Origin of the sequence: Clostridium sp. MSTE9, assembly GCF_000277625.1 — a bacterium.
Classification (GTDB): domain Bacteria; phylum Bacillota; class Clostridia; order Oscillospirales; family Acutalibacteraceae; genus Faecalispora; species Faecalispora jeddahensis.
Genome location: NZ_AKFU01000037.1, coordinates 1 through 21258 on the forward strand (window position 1 = coordinate 1; position 21258 = coordinate 21258).

Below are 21258 nucleotides of genomic sequence, written 5' to 3' on the forward strand. Positions count from 1 at the left end.
ATTTACTCAAAACCTGTGCCTGGATGCCGGGTATACCGGCTCAAAAGACAAGGTTGAAAAAAGAGGCTATATCGCGCATATCCGTCCCCGATCTGAGGAAAAACAGGAGCTCTTGCGGAATCCCGATTTTAAAGCCCGGCGCTGGGTAGTAGAGGTTACGCATTCGTTCTTCAACCGTTTCCGCAAATTGCTGGTTCGTTTTGAAAAGAAAGCTGCAAACTACCTTGGTCTTCTGCATTTTGCCTGTGCAATTATTGTCTGGCGTAAATTGATTCGAGTCCATATCTAATTTATGGATAGGCTCTAAAGCAATATTTCGGATACATAGCCTTTCGGGAAGGGCAGGAAGCATTAATTGATCACATCGTTGACGGGGATGACGTTTTAGGGATTATGCCGACCGGCGCCGGAAAATCCATTTGTTTTCAAATCCCGGCAATGCTTTATGATGGTATTACGATTGTCGTTTCCCCCCTGATCTCACTGATGAAAGACCAGGTGCAGTCTTTGATTGCAAATGGAATTCCGGCTGCATATATCAACTCATCACTGAGTGCAAATCAAACGCAGAAAGCCATTGAAAATGCCCGGAACGGGAAATATAAAATCATCTATGTCGCGCCCGAACGGTTGGATGTGGATGAATTTGTTTCATTTGCAAGATCGGCTAATATTGCTATGGTTACGGTTGACGAGGCACACTGTGTATCTCAATGGGGCCAGGACTTTCGGCCCAGCTACTTAAAGATCACCGAATTTATTGACAAACTGCCAAAAAGGCCGGTAATATCCGCATTCACAGCGACGGCTACCCGTGAGGTAAAAGACGATATCATCAAAATATTAAGACTGAAACAGCCTTTTATCGCGGCAACCGGGTTTGACAGAGAAAATTTGTATTTTGAAGTGCAAAAGCCAAAAGACAAATATCAAGCCGTTATCCATTTTCTTAAAAATAACCCGGATAAAAGCGGCATTATCTATTGCGCTACCAGAAAAACGGTGGAACAGGTATGCGGCGACCTGCAGAACGATCATTATAACGCCACACGCTATCACGCCGGGTTATCGGAGTCCGAGCGTGCAGCCAACCAGGATGATTTTTTGTACGACAGAAAAACGATTATGGTCGCAACAAATGCATTTGGTATGGGGATTGATAAAAGTAATGTGAATTTCGTGATCCATTACAATATGCCCAAAAATATCGAGAGCTACTATCAGGAAGCAGGAAGAGCGGGACGCGACGGCACAAATGCAGATTGCATTTTGCTCTATGGCGGACAGGATGTGATCACGAATCAATTTTTAATCGATCACACCAGCGAACAAAATGAATTGGATTCTGAAACCCTGGAGCTCGTAAAAGAAAAAGAGCGGGAACGGCTGAAGCAAATGACCTATTATTGCCACACAATGGATTGTCTGAGGTCATATATTTTGCGATATTTCGGGGATCGATCGGGCAATTATTGTGGGAACTGCAGCAACTGTAAGCAGAATTTTGAAACGGTCGATATATTGGATTACAGCAAAAAGATCATCTCCTGTATCTATCGGATGCGTGAAAGATATGGCGTCCAGATGTTGATTGATACCTTACGTGGCAGCTGCAGTGAGAAAATACAAAATCTTCATTTAGATCAACTGTCGACTTACGGTATTATGAAAGAGGTTCCGCAAAGCCGTATCCGCGAAATGATCAATTATCTGGTCATCAATGAATATATTGTCCTTACGAATACTGAATTTCCGGTCGTGAAACTGGGAGCGAAATACAAAACGCTTTTAAATTCTGATCAACCGATGCTTATGAAAGTTATGAGAGAATCTGAGCGCGCACAGAAAGAAATGAAATCTGGTAATTCGAAATCCAGCAAGTATGTCGGGGAGATCGACCAGCATCTGTTTGCAGAGCTGAAAGGTCTGCGGTTTCAAATTGCGGAAGAAAACAGGGTGCCGGCATTTGTGGTTTTTTCGGATGCAACACTGCTTGATATGTGCAGAAAAAAGCCGGTGAATAAAGACGATATGTTGGCGGTTTCCGGCGTGGGTGAAGTGAAATTCCAGCGCTACGGCGAACGGTTTTTAAAGATTATATCACAGAATAGCGCCGTGACGGCCAATGTGGGGCAACCCGTTTCGATGGATTCCGCACCATCCATTGGGGAGATATGTGAATATGTAAAACGGTCGTTTGTTCCGTCTGCGGAAGCTGTTCCGGTTTCGATTCTGACTGACATGCTGAATTCTCTGCTATTGCAAAAGGGGGATTACAAGCTCAGTGCAATTAAGCTGACAAACTTCTTCATGAAAAAGGGCTTGCTGCAGCCAGAAAACGTGGAAGGAAAAGGTAACCGGGTTGCAACGGAACTTGGAAAAGAACATGGAATTGCCACTGTGGAAAGAACCAATTCCGCTGGGAACGCTTACAGGCAAAATTTATATCATCAACAAGCCCAGCAATATGCCGCAGACCATATCGAAGAATTGATCGGCGGTATTTAAAAATATGGCCCGCTAAAACAACTCGGCTTGGAACTCATACGGCAGATACAAGCCGGTATGCGTTTCTGAATGAAAAGGAACTGTCTCTCGAATAAATATAACACGCAGTCCAGCAATTTGTATTTGACAGACGAGTATGGATTGCAAATTGTGTTTATAATCAGGACAAGCGCCTCATAACAGAACGGTACTACACACGGCTATTGATTTTGAAATCATCCGTAATGAAGATAAAGATAACAGGAAAGAGATGGAGAGGAATCCAATGGATTATCCAGAACAAAAGCATCAACGACGTGTTCGATATAAAGGGACTCATCCAAGAAACTTTAAAGAAAAATATAAAGAACTTCAACCGGAAAAATACGCAGATACGGTAGCGAAGATTCTTCAAAAGGGCAACACCCCTGCCGGTATGCATATATCCATATGTGTGAAAGAAATATTGGATTTTTTGCAAATCAGACCCGGACAAATTGGGTTGGATGCAACCCTGGGGTATGGTGGCCACACATTAGAAATGCTAAAATGTTTGGAATCAAAGGGGCATTTGTATTCCCTTGATGTAGACCCGATTGAATTATCCAAGACGACAGAACGATTACAGCGTTTGGGTTATGGTCCAAATCTGTTAACTACCAAGCTGCTGAACTTTGCCAATATCGATCAGGTTGCCGCTGAGGCAGGCCCGTTTGATTTTGTGTTGGCGGATTTGGGTCTGTCCTCTATGCAGATAGATAATCCGGACAGAGGGTTTTCCTATAAAAAAGACGGGCCGTTGGATTTGCGATTGAATCCTGAAAAGGGAATATCCGGTGCGGAGCGCTTAAAAGAGATGACGCAGGAAGAAATAGAAGGGATGTTGATCGAGAATTCGGATGAACCCTATGCCGCACAGATCTCCAGAGCGATTATTTCTCAAATGAAAAAGGGGGCTGAAATTTCCACGACAACTCAGCTCCGGCAGATTATTGAAGATGCGCTCAAATTTATTGCGAAAGATCAACGCAAAGAATTAACTCGGAAATCATGCCAAAGAACCTTCCAGGCATTGCGGATCGATGTGAATAGTGAATTTGAGGTATTATATGAATTTTTAGAAAAACTTCCTAACGTCCTTGCAAAAGGCGGGCGTGTCGCCATCCTGTCTTTCCATTCGGGGGAAGACAGACTCGTCAAAAAGTCTTTTAAAGCATTGCTGCGGGAAGGCGTTTACAGTGAGATTTCAACTGAGGTGATCCGGCCATCAGCAGAAGAATGCAATAGGAATAGCCGTGCCCGCTCAGCAAAATTGAGATGGGCGATTAAAGCGTAATTCGATGACTGTTCAGGGATATAAACGTTCCTATTGACTTTTGTCTCCCATTCTGTTGATGATGCAAAAACTTTCTCACATCATTTTTTCGGCAGGTAAGGAGATCTCTATGTTTCAGGATAAGATCGCCGTTGTTACCGGCGGTGCAAGCGGCATTGGAAAATGCATCTGTGAAGAGTTCGAAAAGCGCGGCACAAAGGTCTGCGTCATCGACATAAGGGACAATCCCTATTTTGTGGGCGACATCGGTGACGAACAGACCTTAAGGCACTTTGCTGATACGGTGATCAAACAATACGGGCATGTTGACTATCTCATCAATAATGCCCTGCCGCTAATGAAAGGGATCAATAATTGCAGCTATGACGAGTTTAATGATGCGCTTCGTGTGGGGGTCACCGCCCCTTTCATGCTGACCCAGTTGTTTCTGAAGCATTTTGCACCGGGGGCAAGCATTGTTAACATCTCTTCCAGCCGTGACCGTATGAGCCAGCCGTTCACAGAAAGCTATTCCGCTGCCAAGGGAGGAATTTCTGCCCTTACCCATGCGCTGGCTGTCAGTCTTGCCGGTAAGGTCAGGGTCAATTCCATTTCTCCCGGATGGATCGATACAAAAAACAATCATTACCGCGGGGCCGATGCAAATCAGCATCCTGCCGGCCGAGTTGGAACCCCTTTGGATATTGCCAATATGGTGCTGTATCTTTGTTCGGAACAATCCGGCTTTATTACTGGTGAGAATATTTGCATAGACGGAGGAATGACACGTCAGATGATCTATCACGGCGATTTCGGTTGGCATTTGGAGACTGTGGATGAATCCTAAAATCCATTTTTTATTGTTTCTGAGATGAAAAAATCCCGCCCATTTTAAATGGGCGGGATTTTTGGAAAAGGCTCTGTCAGCGAAATGGATACAGGAAAAACATCCCCATAAATGCGGCAGCCATATCAAGCAAGGCTTCATGGCGTAATAGAAAAGTCTCTTTTTGATCTTCTTTTGAAATCGTAGCCTCTCCTCGAATTGCGGAAAGGCTTTTTTGCAGCAGCAGCCAAAGCAGCCATCCGGCAAACGCTCCGAGCGTATTCGTCAGCAGATCGTCAATATCTGAAATCCTGTGATTAAACAGTTGGCTGAATTCAATTGCCAAAGAAAGCAAAAATCCGCAAGATACGGTTTTCCACAACGGACGATACTGTTCCCACAGCAGAGGCAGAAAAAATCCGAAAGGAATGAAAAGCAATATGTTTTCCAGATATTGGCGAGAGTTTATCGCGAGAGAATGAAATAGGGTCAGATTGACTTCACTTGCCGGGATGTGCAGTCCCTGCCAGGTGAGAATGGCATCACTGGAAAAAGAAAAAACGGAATGGATACCCGTCAAATACAGCATGATCGCCAGAGACCAAACAAAAATCAAATTGAGAGCAAAATGCCGATAGGGGATTTTTCCTTCGGCTTTTCTACGGTGAATCAGGAGCGGAATCTCAAATAAGAGCAGAAACGGGAGGGCATAGACAAAGCAGATCATGAGTTGTTTTATCAGCAATAAGGGCAATTTTTGATCTTCCTTTTGTAATCAATTTCAAAGACAGCGAAACCGTTTAATTCAGCCTTTGATATACTTCACGTGCGTCATCAATGTCGTACGGTTCGGTTTTATGGTCTCCCTCTGCTCCGGCAGTTACGAGGATGTATTCCTTCCCGCCTATTTGAGCAAGACTGGCGAGGCAAAGCCCGGCTTCATCGGTAAACCCGGTTTTCCCGCCGAGAATCTCTCCGCCCGGAAGCGTCTGATCCTTCAGGTTTTGAGATAACGTGCTGGTAAAGGTAATGCCATCCGGGTGTTTATTGGTGGCCGCTGTTGAATGGCGGGAGGAAGTGAAGATTTCCCGGAACGTTTGATTTTGGAGTGCGTAATCGAGAAGAAGCGATAAATCTTTCACGGTTGAGTAGTGATTTTCGTTTTGCAGTCCGGTCGAGTTGGTGAAATGGGTGTCGCTCATGCCGAGCTGGTCCGCTTTTTGATTCATCTTTTTTACAAAGTTTTCTTCTGAGCCAGAGATTTCATCTGCAAGTCCGATGCAGCATTCCGCTCCGCTCGGCAGCAGAGCGCCGTACAGAAGATCAATGGCCGGGACTTTTTCTCCGGGCAGAAACCCCGCCATAGAGGCATCGGCTTTATAAAGCGGCTGAAAAATGGAAGAAGAGAGTTCGATCTTTTTCTGTAGATCCGGAATATTTTCAATGGCCACAACAGCCGTCATCATTTTCGTCAGCGAAGCGGGATAAATCCTTTCGTTACCCTGCTTCTGCATCAGCACGGTTTTGTCGCTCAGCCGGACAAGAATCGCATAAGCGCTGTGCAGATCCTCTGTATCAATAGAGACAGGCGTATCGGAATTTTCGGGGATCAAAGTAAGGGACGGGCCGGAAGCGGCAGAGCGAACACTCTTTTTGATGATATCGCTCATAACGGACGGTCCGAATTGAAATGCCAGGACGGAAACAATGAAAACAAAAACAACGAACAGGCAACCGGATTTTTTCTTTCTGGAATGCAACGGTAAAACAGCTCCTTGGTTTTTTATTACTTCTATTCAACTATAAATTCGGCTGCCATGTTGGAATTCTATCTTATGAATCTCTTAAGATTCTCTTATGATGGGATTTTTACCGTAAATACCGTGCGCTCCGCGTCGCTCTCTGCCGTGATCGTTCCGCCGTGGGCCGTTACGATTTCTTTTGCAATGGCGAGGCCGAGACCCGCACCTCCGGTGTTGGAAGAACGGGAGGTATCCAGGCGATAGAATTTTTCAAAAATAGTATTCAGTTTTTGCGGGGGAATCGGTTCGCCGTGATCCGTGAAGGTGATCACGACATTTTGGTTTTGCTGCATTGCCGAAATGTCAATCACGCTGTTTTCGTAGCTGTAGGCAATCGCGTTTTTCAGAATGTTGTTGAAGACGCGGGCCAGCTTATCCGCATCCCCGGTCAGAATCAGATTTTCCGGAACATGGACAACCGCTTCCATCCCTTTGGGGATCAGCATAGGATAAAATTCGTCCGCCATCTGCCGCAGCATCAAAGAAAGATCGATTTTGCTTTTATTCAGGACAAGAGACTGTAAATTGAAGCGGGTGATATCGAAAAACTCATTGATCAATTCTTCCAGCCGGTATGTTTTTTGCAGCGCGATGCCCGTGTACTTTTCTTTCTGTGTTTCCGGCATATCCGGCGCTTCATTCAAAAGACAAAGGTACCCAATCACAGAAGCCAGCGGCGTTTTCAAGTCGTGCGCAAGATACGTGATCAGATCGTTTTTTCGCTGCATTTCGGCCTGCGCTAGCTGGCGGCTGTGCCGTTCCATTTCTTTCAACTGCATCAGTTGAATTTTAAATTCATCGTATTCCCGCGGCAAAACAGGCAGAGTTTGATCCGAGATCAGAACCTGTCTCATGGCGTTCGAAATTTGGTTCATGATTTGTCTGGATTTTTTCTTTCCGGAACCGTAATAGATCAGACAGCTTAACAAAACGATCGCTGAGACTACGGCGATGGACGCAATATAGATAAACTTTTTCAAAGCAAGCCAGTTGAACTGTGTGTCGACAAAAGTGCCGGAAACGCCCCAATGTGTTTCTTCAATAATAAAACTTTTATAAATCCAATTGCTGAACATGCGATTGGCGATCCCGGTATCCAGAATATACAATACACTGAAGCTCAAAAAAATGGTGGCCATAACGATCAGAAATATCTTAGCCGGAGTATTCAGTTTACTTTTCAATTTTATAGCCGACCCCCCACACTGTTTTGATATATTTTGGATGTTCCGCAGAATCACACATTTTCTCGCGCAGGTGCCGGATATGCACCATGACCGTGTTGTTGCTGTTGCTGTAGTATTTTTCGCCCCAAACCTGCCGGAACAGCTCCTCTGAGCTTACTACATGTCCACGATTGGAACTGAGAACCCACAAAATTGAAAATTCCGTTGGCGTCAGTAACAGCGGCTTTTCGTTGAGCGTGCATTCGTGCGTATCCTGATTCAGGACCAGACCGGAAAAGGAAAGAACAGATTCTTCCGGTACCGTTTCACTGGAATTGTATCGGGTAAACCGGCGAAGCTGCGCTTTGATGCGGGCAACGAGTTCCAGGGGCTGAAACGGTTTTGTCACATAATCGTCTGCCCCAAGCGTCAGGCCGGTGATTTTATCCACTTCTTCCTCTTTTGCTGTCAGCATAATGATGGGAAAATTGTGTTTCTCCCGAATTTTCCGGCAGAGGGAAAATCCGTCAATGTCCGGCAGCATTACGTCGAGAATCGCAAGATCAATCTGTTCCGATTCCACGCTCCGGATGGCGTCCTCACCGTTATAGAATTTATGCACGGTAAACCCTTCGTTTTTTAAGTATACCTCTACCAAATCTGCTATGGTCTGCTCATCGTCTACGATTAAAATATCAGCGCCCATACGGTTCATCACTCCTTTTTCCGCTGCACTTTTATGATTTATCATAAGGCAAAGGGCCAAAGAGAGTCCTTTTGTTTTCCTTATGAAAGTCTTAAGATTTTATGAAGATAGTTTACATGATTGGACTTCTCTATTCACAATATATACGGAAGTGACGGAAAAAGCAATTTTGCATGAGTTAAATAATTCCCATATTGAGCATACTGCGAGATTGGACACGTTTGTGACTGCTTCCCATTTCGTTTAGAACCTGCAAATAGTTTACCGCAGATTGTTTTACGATTGTTTCAGCATTTATTGAGCAGTATCTGGGGCAAAGACTTACAATTGTCTGCCTGAGTGTTGGATTTGTTACTTGCTCAAAAGACTGTTAATGCTGCCCTGATGCCCCTCCATTGATCTGATGGCTGGCAGGATTCGCTTCATTGACTTTTGCGGCATTTGGTATTATGCTATCAACAGGTGTGCAACATTTAGAGATGGATAAGAGGGGAATCTGCCGCGATGAAAAAATCACTGATATTGCTTTGTTCCATTTTTCTTCTCAGTTTTGTTGTGAATGGCTGCACTCAGGGCGAATCTCCGGTTTCGTCTGCGGTTCTGAGCAGCGAGCCTGAAAGTTTCAGCGTCGTGCTCACAAAAGAAGAAATCTCAAAAGAGATTGTGTTTCGTAAGACCGCTGCTGCTGACGGAGAAATTGTCTTGACTGGCGAACTAATTGAAAGAATTGAGGCGAAGCACAGTCAAGGCCCATCCCCAAACGGATATGATATTACGTTTCATCTTACGGAAGAAGGCAGAAAGCGATTGGCTGCGGACAGCTCTGAAATCGTAAAAGAAGAACAGGAAATGTCTATTTGGGGAAAAGACGGAATTATCACCTCTGCGAAAATGACGGAACCGATTACAGATGGGACATTTGTTTTGAGCGGCTCCTACGGCGAAGAGGAAGCGAGGCAGTACATGGATCAGTTTGCCAGATAATACTGAGCCAATCAGGTGGAACAAATAACCGCAATGAAAAGGGATATCTTTTATTGAATGCCATTGACAATATATGAATTTTATGTTAATAATAAGAATGGTTTATACACATTGGTAGGATAATGTGTATAGTACTTTCGCGAATTTTCTCAATGAAGTTGTTCCAATATGAAATTCATTATTGGAGCAACTTCTTCTTTTTTGCCGACAAAGATTGCGACCAATAGAAGAATCAACAGTAATACCTCTAGAAATTTAATCACAGATTTTAAACTGAAGCTGGGAAGAAAATATTGAACTGTCTTGGTTTCGCTGATTTTTTCTTCATCCTTAGTGAACACGGTGTTATGGATTTTTTTACAGATCACGATAGGATGAGAACTTGACTTCATAAAAATTCTCCTTTCTATGAGGAAGATGTTACGGGCTGACGTTTAAAAGAGTCCATGTTTCTCACCTCCAATCTAATTTGATTTTTATATTTGAATAAAAATGACCAGTTCCTTTTTATTAGGAGTGACCTGGTCATGAATAGCACTCCGTACAGGAACAACTTGAGATTCATGGCTGTCAATACGGAGAATTTATTCAGTTTTTAGACTTGCGAAATGAATCCCCTTACCAGGATTTTAAGCTTGACTGCTTTGAAAAGAGAACTCTATTCAATCTTTCAATAATAGTATCAGTATGCCTAAAGAGTATTATGTTTTCGAAATTATGTCAACGTGTATTCTGTCGAATTATGTTGACATAAATTTTTTTGTGTGTAAAAGAAAAAAGGATTTACAAAATATGGAAATTATTTTATAATATATTTATATTCGCGGTATATCCGTTGTTATGGGCGTGTTCTCCGTAACAGGGGGCAGGGTGGTTGTACAGCCATCCTGCCCCTGTTTTTATATCTTAAAATGACAAACTCCCTCGGCCGGAATTCTTTCCGGCCGAGGGAGTTTGAATTTGAAAGATGTGTTTACATTTGGGTAGCGCTGGATTGAGAAATGTTTTTAAGAGCCTCGCCCGCATTGTCCTGAAGATTAGGTTGAACAGAGATGTCCCCCAGTGCGACTACGCCCACTATAGTATTGTTCTCTACAATGGGCACTCTTCGAATTTGCTTTTCGCTCATCAATTTTGCAACCTCGTGTACATCCATTTCAGGGTTGCCTACCACAGGATTCTGGCTCATGATATCGCAGACCTTTTGCTGCTTTACATTCTGGCCTTTCGCAGCAGACCTTGTTGCAATATCCCTGTCGGTCACAATGCCAACTACCTTTTCCTGATCGCAGACAGGAATAGAGCCAATATTGTGCTGCTTCATCAGTTGGGCGGCTCTTTCGATGGAATCATCCGGATTCAGCTTGGTAACTTCTTTTGACATGATATTTCTGACTTTCATATCCATCACCTCTATCCTTATGTTTTCCACCAAATCTATTTTTATAATGGAATCGTAATTGCAACTGAAGAAATATTGAAAAAAAGAGGATCATCATGAATGATTTGAAGCTGCAGCTTGAGCGGCCCAATGAAAACTTTAATCTTCGAATGGCCATAAGAGCAAAAACGACTTCCTTTTGCCGGCCTGTTTTTTCTTTGCAAACACGATACAATCCGCTATAATAATCGTAGACAAACAGTTTGAAAATGGGCCCAATGAGTAGCTGCATAGATAGGATGTGATGTTGCAATGGTATTATATTATAGCTCAACAGGTAATTCCAAGCATGTTGCTTTAAAGCTGCACGAGGCATTTGATGGGGATTTCATAGACATCTGCGACTTCGAGGAGCCAACCTCATTTGACTTGGAAGATGGGGAGACACTGTTTCTGGTCACTTTCAATTGTTTTTGGGGAGTCTCAAACCGGATGGAATCCTTCCTTCGAAAAAGTGAATTTAGGAACGTCGGCAAAATAGTCGTAATCATGACATGCGGCGGATATCTGGGTGGCGGAGATGCCTCGGTAGAAAAGCTGTTTTTAGAAAAAGGGTTGCCGAAACCAACCGTTTACTCACTGGTTATGGTCACAAACTATTCTATATTGCATGATGTGCCGCCGTTGGATGCTCAAAAAAGGAAGCTGATGCATGCGGAAAATACCCTTCGTAACATCATTCAGGGGACACAAAAGCCCTATCACAACAACTGGCTGATCCGGCAATTCGTACCCATTGCTCGCGCTCAATACGAAAAATCTCGAATCACATCACCCTTCACTGTGGACAGCTCCTGCATCCATTGCAGACTGTGTGCGAAGAACTGTCCCTCTCATGCGATTGAAATGAAAGACGGAAAACCATTTTGGAAGCTCCCGAAATGTGATATCTGCTTACGCTGTCTGCATCACTGTCCAGTTGAAGCGATCAACTACGGTGATTCCACCCGAAATCGTTTGAGATATACCTATGATTCTTCTGTGGAGCCTCCTATTACATAACTTATATTTTGTTTTTGGAATAGAAGCATTTGAAATGATGGGATATCCGCTTGTTTGCGCCCCAAAGCCCTGTTGTAAGCGGGTTTTCGCGTTTGTCCTGATAAGCACTTGCACCATCCGGCCCGCGAAATCAAATGATATCGCGGGCCGATTTTACCTTCTATAAGGGATATTACCGGCAAATCAGCAGCCGGCCCTGCTGATTGCTTCACCTTGATAAGCGTTTATACGCCATCCCTTTCGCACTTCAGCCAATCAGATTTTTATAGTCAGCAGTTGACTTTTCATGGCATGTGTGTTAAAGTAAATAAGTATTCAAAAATGTTGCATTGCCTCACATGTTTTTGTAAGTCATTGATTCGTTTCATTGAGTTATAAAAGCGTGTGTTTTTTTGTGCGTTACAGATGCAATACTGACTCAGGTACCAGTGATAGAATAACGGTACGTCAGGTTCATTCTGAAAAAGACTGCGGCCCTGTTACAAATAGTGGCGGCAGCGGCGAAGTGTCTGTTCGTTTTCCTTCCATCGTTTCTGATCGCGAAGAGCCTGAACGAAGGCGGCAAGGTAATTTTTTAGTACGGAACGGAGTCTGAAAAGCAGCAGAAATAATGTGCTGTGAACGTCAGAACGTATAACGCAAACGGGATTCAAGGGCCGCCAATTTCAATGGGGGTTGGCGGATTCTCTTGACACGAAGAAATATTAGATGAAATGGAGCTTTCATGATCACAAACTTTGAAAAATTTGGCTTTACGCCGGAACTGCTGCGGGGAATTGTAAAAATGGGATACTGTGATCCGTCCCCCGTACAAGAAGTCGCCATAGGGCCTATGCTGGAAAAACAGGATCTGTTGGTACAGGCGCCTACCGGCACCGGAAAAACGGCTGCGTTTGGCCTTCCGATTCTGGAAAATGTGAATCCTGCCGACCGGCAGATTCAAGCTGTCATTCTTTGCCCCACGCGGGAACTGGCAGTGCAGACAACCGGTGTTCTGAAGCAGATGGCCACCTACAAGCAAGGGATTCGAGTTCTGGCGCTGTATGGCGGGGAACCGATTCAGCGTCAGATCATGGCGTTAAAACGCTGCCCGCAAATTATAGTGGCTACCCCCGGACGCATGATGGATCATATGCGCCGCAGAACCACCCGGCTGAGCGGCGTCAATTGTATCGTGCTGGATGAGGCGGATCAGATGCTGGATATGGGATTCCGAGAGGATATCCATACCATTCTGCAGTGCGTTCCCACCGAACGGCAAACGGTGCTGTTTTCCGCAACCTTGTCCGATGAAATCAAAACGATCGCTGCACAGTATCAACAGGATACAAAGCAGATCTGCATTCAGCCCAATACTGCCAGCGCAAAGAAAGTGGAGCAGTTTTACTGCGAAGTCCGCGGCAACGCGAAATTTTCCGCGCTGCTGCAGCTGCTGCAAAAAAAGCAGTTCGATCTTTCTTTGGTTTTCGTCGCAACGAAAGTGATGGCCGGCGATCTGGCGTCTCAGCTGACGGAAGCCGGGTACCCGGCAGAGGCGATTCATGGCGACCTGCGCCAAAAGCAGCGGGATCAGGTCATGCGGCGCTATCGGGATGGCAAGGTAAATATTTTAGTCGCGACCGATGTCGCTGCCCGCGGCATTGACGTCGGGGGAATCGACGCGGTTGTAAACTACGACATTCCCGGTGACGCGGAAAGCTATGTGCACCGAATCGGACGAACCGGCCGGGCGGATCGCACCGGGGTTGCATATACCTTTATCTACCCCAGAGAGCGAGGCAAGCTGCACGGAATTATCAGCAATACCAAAGCATCCATCGCACCCGTTGTACTGGATGCCAAGTCCGCTCTCCCTGAATTTTCAATGCTTCAAAAGCAATATCAAAATGAGAGCCGGAACAAACGCAGAAACACGGGGAAGCCTTGGAACAAGAGCCGATCCTCGCACAGACCGGCCTTTAAAGCCTGAATGTTTTGTTCCTCAAAATAAAAAAGCCTGCATCACAGCGAAAGCTCGCCGTGATGCAGGCTTTTTTGATTATAAATGGAATCTGCGCTGGATTTCAGTCCAGAGCGCTTTCCCTTCGAAAAACAGCAGGAATGCCAGAAAAACAATGGAAGCCCCAAAACTGATGGCTGACGGAATGACGACACGAACCGCACCCGTCAGGATCAGGATAAAACAGACAATTCCCAGAACACAGTCGATGACAAGGTACAAAATATAATCCTGTGTATCGAGTCTGCGTGCTTTTGCAACGATCGTCATGGCGAGCAGGGCACAGGAGCAAAGAATGGGAAACACAAAATTCAGTGACCAGCCGCTGAAGCCCGTCAGAAAATCCCATAAAAACGCAATGAGCGTGACAATGATCACCTGCCAGAGGATATTCTTAGGCAGGTTCTTTCGCTTTTTGACGATGAGCGAAACATCGATCCACAGACTTGCGATACCGGCGATCACAAACAGCGACCACCATCCGCCTGCAGGCATGATCAGGTTGATCATCACACAGATCGCCGCCGCGCACACACTGCCAAATGCGAGCCATGCAATGAGCACTCGGCTGACGGTTCGCCGGGGATTTGGCAGACGCGGGAACCGGTTGCCGGAGCCATCCGGCGTTCCGACCGGTTTGTTCTGGCAGAGCGGACAGCGAGTTTGCTCTCCGGGTAAATCCAATTTGCAATGTTCACACCGCAGCATATGCCGTCTCCTCTTCATTGTACTGTTCCAGATTGGAAACCACCTGTATGGAAATCCCCATCTCTGTTAGCTGGCGGAAAAAATGCCGCTGAATTCCGGTGTCCACCAACTGCGAGGATACGCTGACAGCCAGGGTATCCCCAAAAGAGCAAAGACAGAGCTGCGGACGCTTGGTGCTGACGAACACATCGAATAATTGAATGTGTTTTGCGGCCTCTGCGGGTACTGCGACCCGGCCGATATTGGAGAAAGCCGCTGTGTCCCCGCCGTCCGCCCAAATTCCGCTGATGCGCAGGATCGGAATTTTCAACGGCAGGGGAATGGCCTTAATGAAGGGATTGTTTTCAAAGACCGAATACCGGCTGATGATCCCGTGCAGATTTTCCTGGGTCAGCTGCCGCCGGAAGGACTCGCGCACATTTGCCAGAACCTGAGCGAATTCCTGTCCGTCTTTTTGAAAATGGTGTGAAACCTGGATCACTCCAAAAAAATTTCGGGCCGTCTGTGCGGGAAAGAAGCGGCGAAGATCCACCGGCACGCTAATGATGACAGGGCGGTTTCGTTCCCGTACCGCCATTCCATCGTAAATGGAGCAAATCAGCAGTGCAACCAGGAATTCACTGAGTGTGGCGTCGTTTTCATGGGCCTTTTGAAGTACTGCTTTGGCGGATAAAAATCCCTCTGTAATCCCGGTCCGGTTGCCGGGCAGGCGTTCGCCGCGAATCCGATAGGCCCGGTAATGTTTCATTTTCGGGACGGTTCCGGTTTTATCATAATATTTGTAAAACGCATCCTGATTTTTTTGATCGCGGGAAGCGTCATAATCGGCCAACCGTCCTGAAATTCGATACTTTTTTGCCAGATAAGCAAAGACCAGAGCGCGTAAAAACTGCATTGCGCCGGTACCATCTGCCAAAACGTGAAATACTTCCAGATTGATTCGCTTTTTATAATAGAGGACACGGAATAACAAGCCGGGCCCATCCTGATTGTAGATAGGACTGCAGGCGGGAAGCGACTCCTTTTCGACCTGCGGACGGAGATTGCTTTCCTCCAGGTAATACCAGAACAATCCTTTTTTCAGGATGGAACGGTATAAAGGGAACTCCTGAATGGTTTCTTCCAAAGCACTCTGTAAAATACCGCCGTCCACCGGTTCGGTCAGCTCACATACAAAGCGGAATACCTTCGTATCCCGCTTTGTACTGGTGGGCGGAAATATCTTGGCGGCGTTGTCCAGCCGGCTCCAATGTTTACGTTCTGCCATGGAGATTACCCTTTCGTAAAAAACCGTTGATGATCCGATAGGTTTGCTGCACCTGTTCAAACCGCGGCGGCAGCATCATATAAGCGTGAAGCGCATCCGGTATGCGAATGATCTGCACGTCATTCCCGGCGGCGCGCAGTTTTTCGCCATAAGCTTCCCCTTCATCTCTGAGCGGACAATACTCTGCCGTAATCAGCAGGGTGCGGGGCTGCCGCGAGAAATCCGACGCCAGAAGCGGAGCAAAATAAGGATTGTTCAGATCGTCATCCGAGCTCCGATAAAGCTCGATAAAGCTTTGAATCCGTCTAGAGGTAAGAAGATAGTCCGTTCCGTTCTCCCGGATAGACGGAAAGGGAGAACGCTCACTGTGGTCATTGTACGTGGACGGATACAGAAGGATTTGCCGTTTGGGAAGAAACTCCCCCCGGTCCCGCGCCATCAAAGAAACGGCCGCAGCAAGATTACCCCCGGCGCTGTCGCCGATGAGTGTGATGCTGTCCGGGTTCACGCGGGGGATTCGGCCGAGAAAAAACTCGCGCGTTACCGCGTAGCAATCCTCTACCGCGGCGGGGAATTTGTGCTCCGGCGCCAGCCGGTAATCCACGGAGGCTATGGTGCAGTTGGTCGCTTTTGCAAGATCGGCACAAACGCCGGTATAATTTTCGATTCCTCCGGTTACCCAGCCGCCGCCGTGAAAAAAGAGAAGAAGAGGGAGGGCTCTTTTTCTGCTCGGCGCAAAAAGGCGCACGGGAATGGCGCGGCCGTCGCAGAAAACCTTATGGTCCCACATCTTGTAGTCCTTGGGTCTTCCCCGCAATCGGGAAGTAAGTATTTGAAACTGCCGTTCCATTTTATATGTTTTTTTCACATCCGGTTCTAAGGACGTAATTGCCTTAAGGGCCGCCCGCATTACCTTATTGATCGACAAGTGTCTCACATCCCCCTATCAATGGCTGATCTGCGTCCGATGGTACCCAATTTCGAAATGTACCGGCGGCTCATGTCGTACAATCCACTTATAAACACAGCTTCGATATTGGAAATTATACCATAATTCGTATTTAATATCCAATCAGATGCCGCGCAAAAATAAGAATTACTGCTTAGGCTGTTTATGCTATACTAAATCTACAGGACTAGAGTCAACAAAATATCTGTTCAGAAATCGGTGAGATGCTTCTTCTTGAACCGCTGGCTGTCTCGGCCCCAGGCTGAGAGTGTGGGGAATAGATGGATCACACCGGGATCATGATAAGGGAAATCGTAGAAAAGCGAAAGGGGATGGAAGCTCATGGTAGAAGTGTGTTTGCCCGGAACAGGTGGGATGCTCCCGCTGGAAAATCGCTGGACGGCAAGCTGCTGGGTAGAGTTTCAGGGTACGGCGATCCTCATTGATTGCGGTGAGGGAACACAGATTGCCCTGAAAAAAGCGGGCTGCAAATTAAGCCGGCTGGAGCTGCTGCTCATTACTCACTTTCATGCGGATCATATCGCGGGATTGCCCGGACTGCTCCTGACCCTGGGCAACTATGGAAAAAAGACGCCGCTCACGATTGCCGGGCCTGCCGGACTCGGACAGGTGGTAGCGTCGCTGATGACCATAGCGCCGAATCTTCCCTATCCGATTGTGTTAAAAGAGTTGGATGGAGAGACTAGAGACTTTGATTTGTTCGGTATCCACTTTGCGTCCATGCATTTGCAGCATGGTATCCCTTGCCTGGGTTACCGCCTGACTTTGAAACGGAAGCCGATCTTTAACCCGGACAAGGCAAAGGAACTGGGCGTGCCTCTGCACTATTACAAGACCCTGCATGCCGGTCAACCGGTTGTACTGGACAACGGCAATCAAATTTTACCTTACATGGTGCTGGATGGGGAGCGTCGCCCGATCAGTATCTGCTACTGCACAGATACCCAGCCGATTGAGGAGATTTCCAGCTTTGCCCATGGTGCGGATTTATTTGTCTGTGAGGGGATGTATGGGGACGAGGCCATGAGCGAAAAGATGCAGGAGAAAGGGCATATGGTTTTTTCGGATAGCGCCAGACTGGCTCAACGTGCTGAAGTAAAGCAGTTGTGGCTGACCCATTTCAGCCCCGCCATGAAAGAGCCGGGGCAATATCTCGATGCAGCCATGTCCATTTTTGAACATACAACGGTCGGCTATGATGGCATTCGCACAACGCTTGGGCCATAAAAAGGGAGTCAGAGAAGGATCAAGGCGGACAGTATCGGAACCAGCGAGGTAACCGGTACGGCGCAAGAAAGAGGAAGCAGATGTTCATCTGCTTCCTCTTTCTTCTGGGCATGTTCTCTAACGATGACTTTTTGGACAGTCCGGCCCGGAAGAAACGTCAAAATGAATATATTTACTGATGCACGGAAAACCAGGCCGCTTTGGCGAGCGGCCTGGTTGCTTTTTGGAAACTACATGTTGAAAAGATGCACACATCTTTATAAAGCTTCCCTGACTTTCGTGAAAAAGAAAAGGAAGCATGATAAAGTTCGGCGATATCCTGGAAAAGTGCGGTCAATCGAATCAAAGCATCGCTGCCTGCTGGTTTTTACCAGAGACAGCAGAGCTCTTTTTGTTATGCGATGCACTCTGGTCTGGCGGTTTGCCGTTTAGGTTCAGATGAAATTTATGATTTAGAATAACCGCTGTTGACAAATTGACTATTCTGCGTTACTATATAGCGGTAGTAAGCAATACTGAATACCGGTGTTGCTGAATAGCAAGGAGTGATTGTACTGGAAAACTTAACGGAAATGCTCAAAGGTGTGCTTGAGGGCTGCGTCCTTGAAATAATAAGCCGCAAAGAAACCTATGGCTACGAAATCACGCGGCGCCTGAATGCCCTCGGCTTTACGGATGTTGTAGATGGAACGGTGTATACCATACTGGTTCGGCTTGAAAAAAACAAGCTGGTAGAGATCAGCAAAAAGGCCTCTGACGTAGGGCCGCCGCGAAAGTTTTTTACGCTCAACGACGCGGGGCGCGAGGAACTGCAGAAGTTTTGGGAGAAATGGGAGTTTGTGTCATCGAGAATGAACGAGCTGAAGGAGAAAAAATAATGAATTTTTGGGATAGGATCACAGGAAACGACATGACGAAAGAAATGCGGGCTTTTGAATTGCGGGCCAAGAAGCTGCCGGCTGATTATCAGGAAGCATGGGAAAAAATTAATTTGAATCTTTGGCCGCACACAGATCTTACTGGCCGCAACCTCATGCCGATTCTTGACGGTGCGCTCGGTCTGCTTGAAGAAGGGGCGGCGAACGGCGAGAGTGTCCGGGAAGTCTTAGGCGACGATATTAAAGGCTTCTGTTCATCGCTGGCCGGCGAAGAAGGAGCAAAGTCGATGCGCGACAGGTGGCGCGAGCAGCTCAACCATACCATCGCCAAAAAATTAGGCAAATAGGAGGATACCATGAGCATACAAGAGATCATCGAAAGCAAAAAAGAGTGGCGGGCGCACATGGCACGTGTCAAATCGCTCCCGCAGGAGTATCAGATCGTTTATAAAGAGATTCAAAAATATCTCTTTCGGGTCGGCCCTGTTGAGATGGCCGATGGGATAACCGACGGAACGGGCTTGTTCTCGGGAATTGTCGATCTTTTTGAAGAGGGAGCGGCTTTGGGGAAAGGTGTTCTCGAAGTGACAGGCCGCGACGTAGCGGCTTTCTGCGACGATCTGATCCAAGATTCCAAAACGAACGCCGATATCTATCAGGAATCTGTCAACCGGGATGTTTACAATGCCATAAAAAAAGATATGGATAAAAAAGGGGGAGATCGGGGTGGAAAAAGCAATTGAAGTAAAAGGGCTGAAAAAGTCCTACAAACACCTCCCTGTCCTGAAGGGCGTGAATTTTGAGGTGGAACGGGGTACAATTTTTGCCCTGCTCGGCTCTAACGGAGCCGGCAAGACCACGATCGTCAAAATCCTTACCACGCTGCTCAAACCAGACGGCGGCACCGCCGTCGTCAATGGCTTCGATGTTGCGGCAAAGCCGGATGATGTGCGGCAGTCGATCAGCCTGACCGGGCAGTTTGCCGCCGTGGACGAGATCCTGACCGGGCGGGAAAACCTCATCATGATCGCCAGGCTGCGACATCTTGAAAATCCCCGTCAGGTCGCGGATGACTTGCTAAAGAGCTTTGGCCTGACCGATGCCGCGGACCGCAGGGTGTCTACTTATTCGGGCGGCATGCGCCGCAGGCTCGATATCGCCATGAGCCTAATCGGAAAGCCGCAGCTTATTTTCCTCGACGAACCGACCACCGGGCTTGACCCCGAGGCGCGCATCGAAGTCTGGAAGATCGTCAATGAGCTTGCCGATGGCGGTACGACGGTCTTTCTGACCACGCAGTATCTGGAGGAGGCCGAGCAGCTTGCCGACCGGATCGCCATTCTGCATGAGGGCAGGATTATTGTAAGCGGCACGCTGGAGGAACTGAAAAAGCTGTTCCCGCCCGCCAAGGTGGAGTATGTGGAAAAACAGCCGACGCTCGAGGAGATTTTCCTTGCAATCATCGGCAAAAAGGAGGAAGCATAGGAATGAAAAACTATTTTTTCAGTGACATGAATGTGATGATGGGACGTTCCATGCGCCACATCACCCGCAGCATGGATACCATTATCACGGTCTGCCTTACTCCGATCGCAATGATGCTTCTGTTCGTCTACGTGCTCGGCGGCGCAATTCAAGCAGGTACAGACAATTATGTGAATTATCTGCTGCCCGGCATCCTGCTGATGGCGATCGCGAGCGGCATTGCCTACACGGCTTTCCGCCTGTTTACGGATATGCAGAGCGGCATCTTCGAGCGGTTCCACTCTATGCCGATTGCGCGTTCAAGCGCGCTGTGGGGGCATGTGCTGACCTCGCTGGTATCCAACGCAATTTCGGTTGTTGTCATTATCCTTGTGGCGCTGATTATGGGCTTCCGCTCCTCGGCGGGGGTTCTGTCCTGGCTGGCCGTAGCCGGTATCCTCGTACTTGTGATACTGGCACTGACCTGGATCGCGGTGATTCCTGGGCTGACTGCAAAATCGGTGGACGGCGCGAGCGCCTTTTCCTACCCGCTGATCTTTCTGCCGTTTATCAGCTCGGCGTTTGTGCCGACTGAATCGATGCCGGGCCCTGTCCGCGCTTTTGCGGAGCACCAGCCGGTGACCTCCATCGTCAACGCCATCCGCGCGTTATTATCTAATCAGCCCGTCGGCAATGATATCTGGAGCGCTCTTGTGTGGTGTTTGGGGATCCTTGTGGTGGCGTATGCTTTCGCCATGCTGGCTTATAAACGGAAAACAGCGTGAGAAATCAATCAATCGGCACAATAGTGAATGCATCGATTGAGGCAATCTCACCGCTTTTCGATGGCGATTTCTGCTGTGGGAGAATTGAGAAATAAAAGACGGGCAGAAATGCAGTAAGGTGGTATTACGGCACCTTTGATGGCCTCGCTATTTATAGACCATCAATAGCCATTACCTTGATCAAGAGAGATCATCTGCAATTACATCATATAGCGGAACCCGCAGGGGAAC

General features: G+C 47.1%; 21 protein-coding genes and 1 pseudogene. 13 read left to right on the plus strand and 9 right to left on the minus strand.

Annotated elements, in window-relative coordinates; all coding sequences use genetic code 11:
* The 4 genes and pseudogenes from HMPREF1141_RS11365 to HMPREF1141_RS11380 all read left to right on the plus strand — a co-directional run.
* On the plus strand, positions 1–289 hold a 289-nt coding region (locus tag HMPREF1141_RS11365), incomplete at its 5' end, for a transposase (RefSeq protein WP_009064500.1).
* Between the two features lie 26 nt (positions 290–315).
* Positions 316–2508: pseudogene (gene recQ / locus HMPREF1141_RS11370) on the plus strand (DNA helicase RecQ); the annotation flags it as partial.
* A 265-nt stretch (positions 2509–2773) separates the two neighbouring features.
* The gene (rsmH, locus tag HMPREF1141_RS11375) at positions 2774–3823 is read left to right on the plus strand and encodes a 16S rRNA (cytosine(1402)-N(4))-methyltransferase RsmH (RefSeq protein ID WP_009064451.1); all 1050 of its coding nucleotides are present in this window, start codon (positions 2774–2776) and stop codon (positions 3821–3823) included.
* Positions 3824–3932: 109 nt separating this feature from the next.
* Positions 3933–4649 carry an SDR family oxidoreductase gene (locus HMPREF1141_RS11380; protein WP_009064593.1) on the plus strand — a complete coding sequence of 239 codons (717 nt, stop codon included), beginning with the start codon at positions 3933–3935 and terminating at the stop codon, positions 4647–4649.
* A 76-nt stretch (positions 4650–4725) separates the two neighbouring features.
* Here HMPREF1141_RS11380 and HMPREF1141_RS11385 read toward each other — a convergent pair whose 3' ends face one another.
* From HMPREF1141_RS11385 to vanR, 4 genes are all read right to left on the minus strand, one after another.
* Positions 4726–5382 (minus strand): VanZ family protein, encoded by a 657-nt coding sequence (locus HMPREF1141_RS11385; RefSeq protein WP_009064585.1) that lies wholly within the window; start codon positions 5380–5382, stop codon positions 4726–4728.
* A gap of 46 nt (positions 5383–5428) precedes the next feature.
* Positions 5429–6298, minus strand: coding sequence for a D-alanyl-D-alanine carboxypeptidase (locus HMPREF1141_RS11390; protein WP_155863607.1), 870 nt, complete (start codon positions 6296–6298; stop codon positions 5429–5431).
* Between the two features lie 185 nt (positions 6299–6483).
* A complete protein-coding gene (locus HMPREF1141_RS11395; protein WP_242824599.1) occupies positions 6484–7614 on the minus strand; it encodes a HAMP domain-containing sensor histidine kinase in 1131 nt (376 codons plus the stop codon).
* The gene (gene vanR, locus HMPREF1141_RS11400) at positions 7604–8302 is read right to left on the minus strand and encodes a VanR-ABDEGLN family response regulator transcription factor (protein ID WP_009064614.1); all 699 of its coding nucleotides are present in this window, start codon (positions 8300–8302) and stop codon (positions 7604–7606) included. The genes HMPREF1141_RS11395 and vanR overlap by 11 nt, the downstream gene beginning before the upstream one ends.
* A gap of 504 nt (positions 8303–8806) precedes the next feature.
* Between vanR and HMPREF1141_RS11405 the strand changes: the two genes are divergently transcribed.
* Positions 8807–9286 carry a hypothetical protein gene (locus tag HMPREF1141_RS11405; RefSeq protein WP_035317009.1) on the plus strand — a complete coding sequence of 160 codons (480 nt, stop codon included), beginning with the start codon at positions 8807–8809 and terminating at the stop codon, positions 9284–9286.
* 149 nt (positions 9287–9435) lie between these two features.
* On the opposite strand, the gene HMPREF1141_RS11410 is transcribed toward HMPREF1141_RS11405, so the two are convergent.
* Together HMPREF1141_RS11410 and HMPREF1141_RS11415 are read right to left on the minus strand one after the other, a co-directional pair.
* On the minus strand, positions 9436–9678 hold the full coding sequence (locus HMPREF1141_RS11410) for a hypothetical protein (protein WP_009064545.1): 243 nt from the start codon (positions 9676–9678) through the stop codon (positions 9436–9438).
* A 581-nt stretch (positions 9679–10259) separates the two neighbouring features.
* Complete coding sequence (locus HMPREF1141_RS11415) at positions 10260–10688, minus strand: CBS domain-containing protein (RefSeq protein ID WP_035317037.1); 429 nt, start codon at positions 10686–10688, stop codon at positions 10260–10262.
* A 291-nt stretch (positions 10689–10979) separates the two neighbouring features.
* On the opposite strand from HMPREF1141_RS11415, the gene HMPREF1141_RS11420 reads away from it, so the two are divergent.
* Both HMPREF1141_RS11420 and HMPREF1141_RS11425 read left to right on the plus strand, forming a co-directional pair.
* Positions 10980–11729 (plus strand): EFR1 family ferrodoxin, encoded by a 750-nt coding sequence (locus HMPREF1141_RS11420; RefSeq protein ID WP_009064502.1) that lies wholly within the window; start codon positions 10980–10982, stop codon positions 11727–11729.
* A 724-nt stretch (positions 11730–12453) separates the two neighbouring features.
* Positions 12454–13698 (plus strand): DEAD/DEAH box helicase, encoded by a 1245-nt coding sequence (locus HMPREF1141_RS11425; protein WP_009064549.1) that lies wholly within the window; start codon positions 12454–12456, stop codon positions 13696–13698.
* 69 nt (positions 13699–13767) lie between these two features.
* Here HMPREF1141_RS11425 and HMPREF1141_RS11430 read toward each other — a convergent pair whose 3' ends face one another.
* From HMPREF1141_RS11430 to HMPREF1141_RS11440, 3 genes are read right to left on the minus strand one after another with little or no spacing between them, the layout of a single operon-like run.
* On the minus strand, positions 13768–14436 hold the full coding sequence (locus tag HMPREF1141_RS11430; RefSeq protein ID WP_009064560.1) for a DUF6320 domain-containing protein: 669 nt from the start codon (positions 14434–14436) through the stop codon (positions 13768–13770).
* Complete coding sequence (locus HMPREF1141_RS11435; protein WP_009064540.1) at positions 14423–15703, minus strand: hypothetical protein; 1281 nt, start codon at positions 15701–15703, stop codon at positions 14423–14425. The genes HMPREF1141_RS11430 and HMPREF1141_RS11435 overlap by 14 nt, the downstream gene beginning before the upstream one ends.
* On the minus strand, positions 15690–16631 hold the full coding sequence (locus HMPREF1141_RS11440) for an alpha/beta hydrolase (protein ID WP_009064572.1): 942 nt from the start codon (positions 16629–16631) through the stop codon (positions 15690–15692). The genes HMPREF1141_RS11435 and HMPREF1141_RS11440 overlap by 14 nt, the downstream gene beginning before the upstream one ends.
* Before the next feature lie 363 nt (positions 16632–16994).
* Here HMPREF1141_RS11440 and HMPREF1141_RS11445 point away from each other — a divergent pair, with 363 nt between their 5' ends.
* The 6 genes from HMPREF1141_RS11445 to HMPREF1141_RS11470 all read left to right on the plus strand — a co-directional run bounded on the left by HMPREF1141_RS11445 (position 16995) and on the right by HMPREF1141_RS11470 (position 21027).
* Positions 16995–17900, plus strand: coding sequence for a ribonuclease Z (locus HMPREF1141_RS11445; protein ID WP_009064574.1), 906 nt, complete (start codon positions 16995–16997; stop codon positions 17898–17900).
* A gap of 554 nt (positions 17901–18454) precedes the next feature.
* On the plus strand, positions 18455–18778 hold the full coding sequence (locus HMPREF1141_RS11450; RefSeq protein WP_194955926.1) for a PadR family transcriptional regulator: 324 nt from the start codon (positions 18455–18457) through the stop codon (positions 18776–18778).
* Entirely contained in the window at positions 18778–19125 is a 348-nt protein-coding gene (locus tag HMPREF1141_RS11455) for a DUF1048 domain-containing protein (RefSeq protein WP_009064543.1), read from the plus strand. Before HMPREF1141_RS11450 ends, HMPREF1141_RS11455 begins: the two co-directional genes overlap by 1 nt.
* Positions 19126–19134: 9 nt before the next feature.
* The gene (locus HMPREF1141_RS11460; protein ID WP_009064534.1) at positions 19135–19521 is read left to right on the plus strand and encodes a DUF1048 domain-containing protein; all 387 of its coding nucleotides are present in this window, start codon (positions 19135–19137) and stop codon (positions 19519–19521) included.
* Positions 19505–20263: an ATP-binding cassette domain-containing protein gene (locus HMPREF1141_RS11465; RefSeq protein ID WP_009064473.1), complete on the plus strand. Its 759-nt coding sequence runs from the start codon at positions 19505–19507 to the stop codon at positions 20261–20263. Before HMPREF1141_RS11460 ends, HMPREF1141_RS11465 begins: the two co-directional genes overlap by 17 nt.
* 2 nt (positions 20264–20265) lie before the next feature.
* Positions 20266–21027, plus strand: a complete 762-nt coding sequence (locus HMPREF1141_RS11470) for an ABC transporter permease (protein ID WP_009064459.1) — start codon at positions 20266–20268, stop codon at positions 21025–21027.
* Positions 21028–21258: the final 231 nt, after the last annotated feature.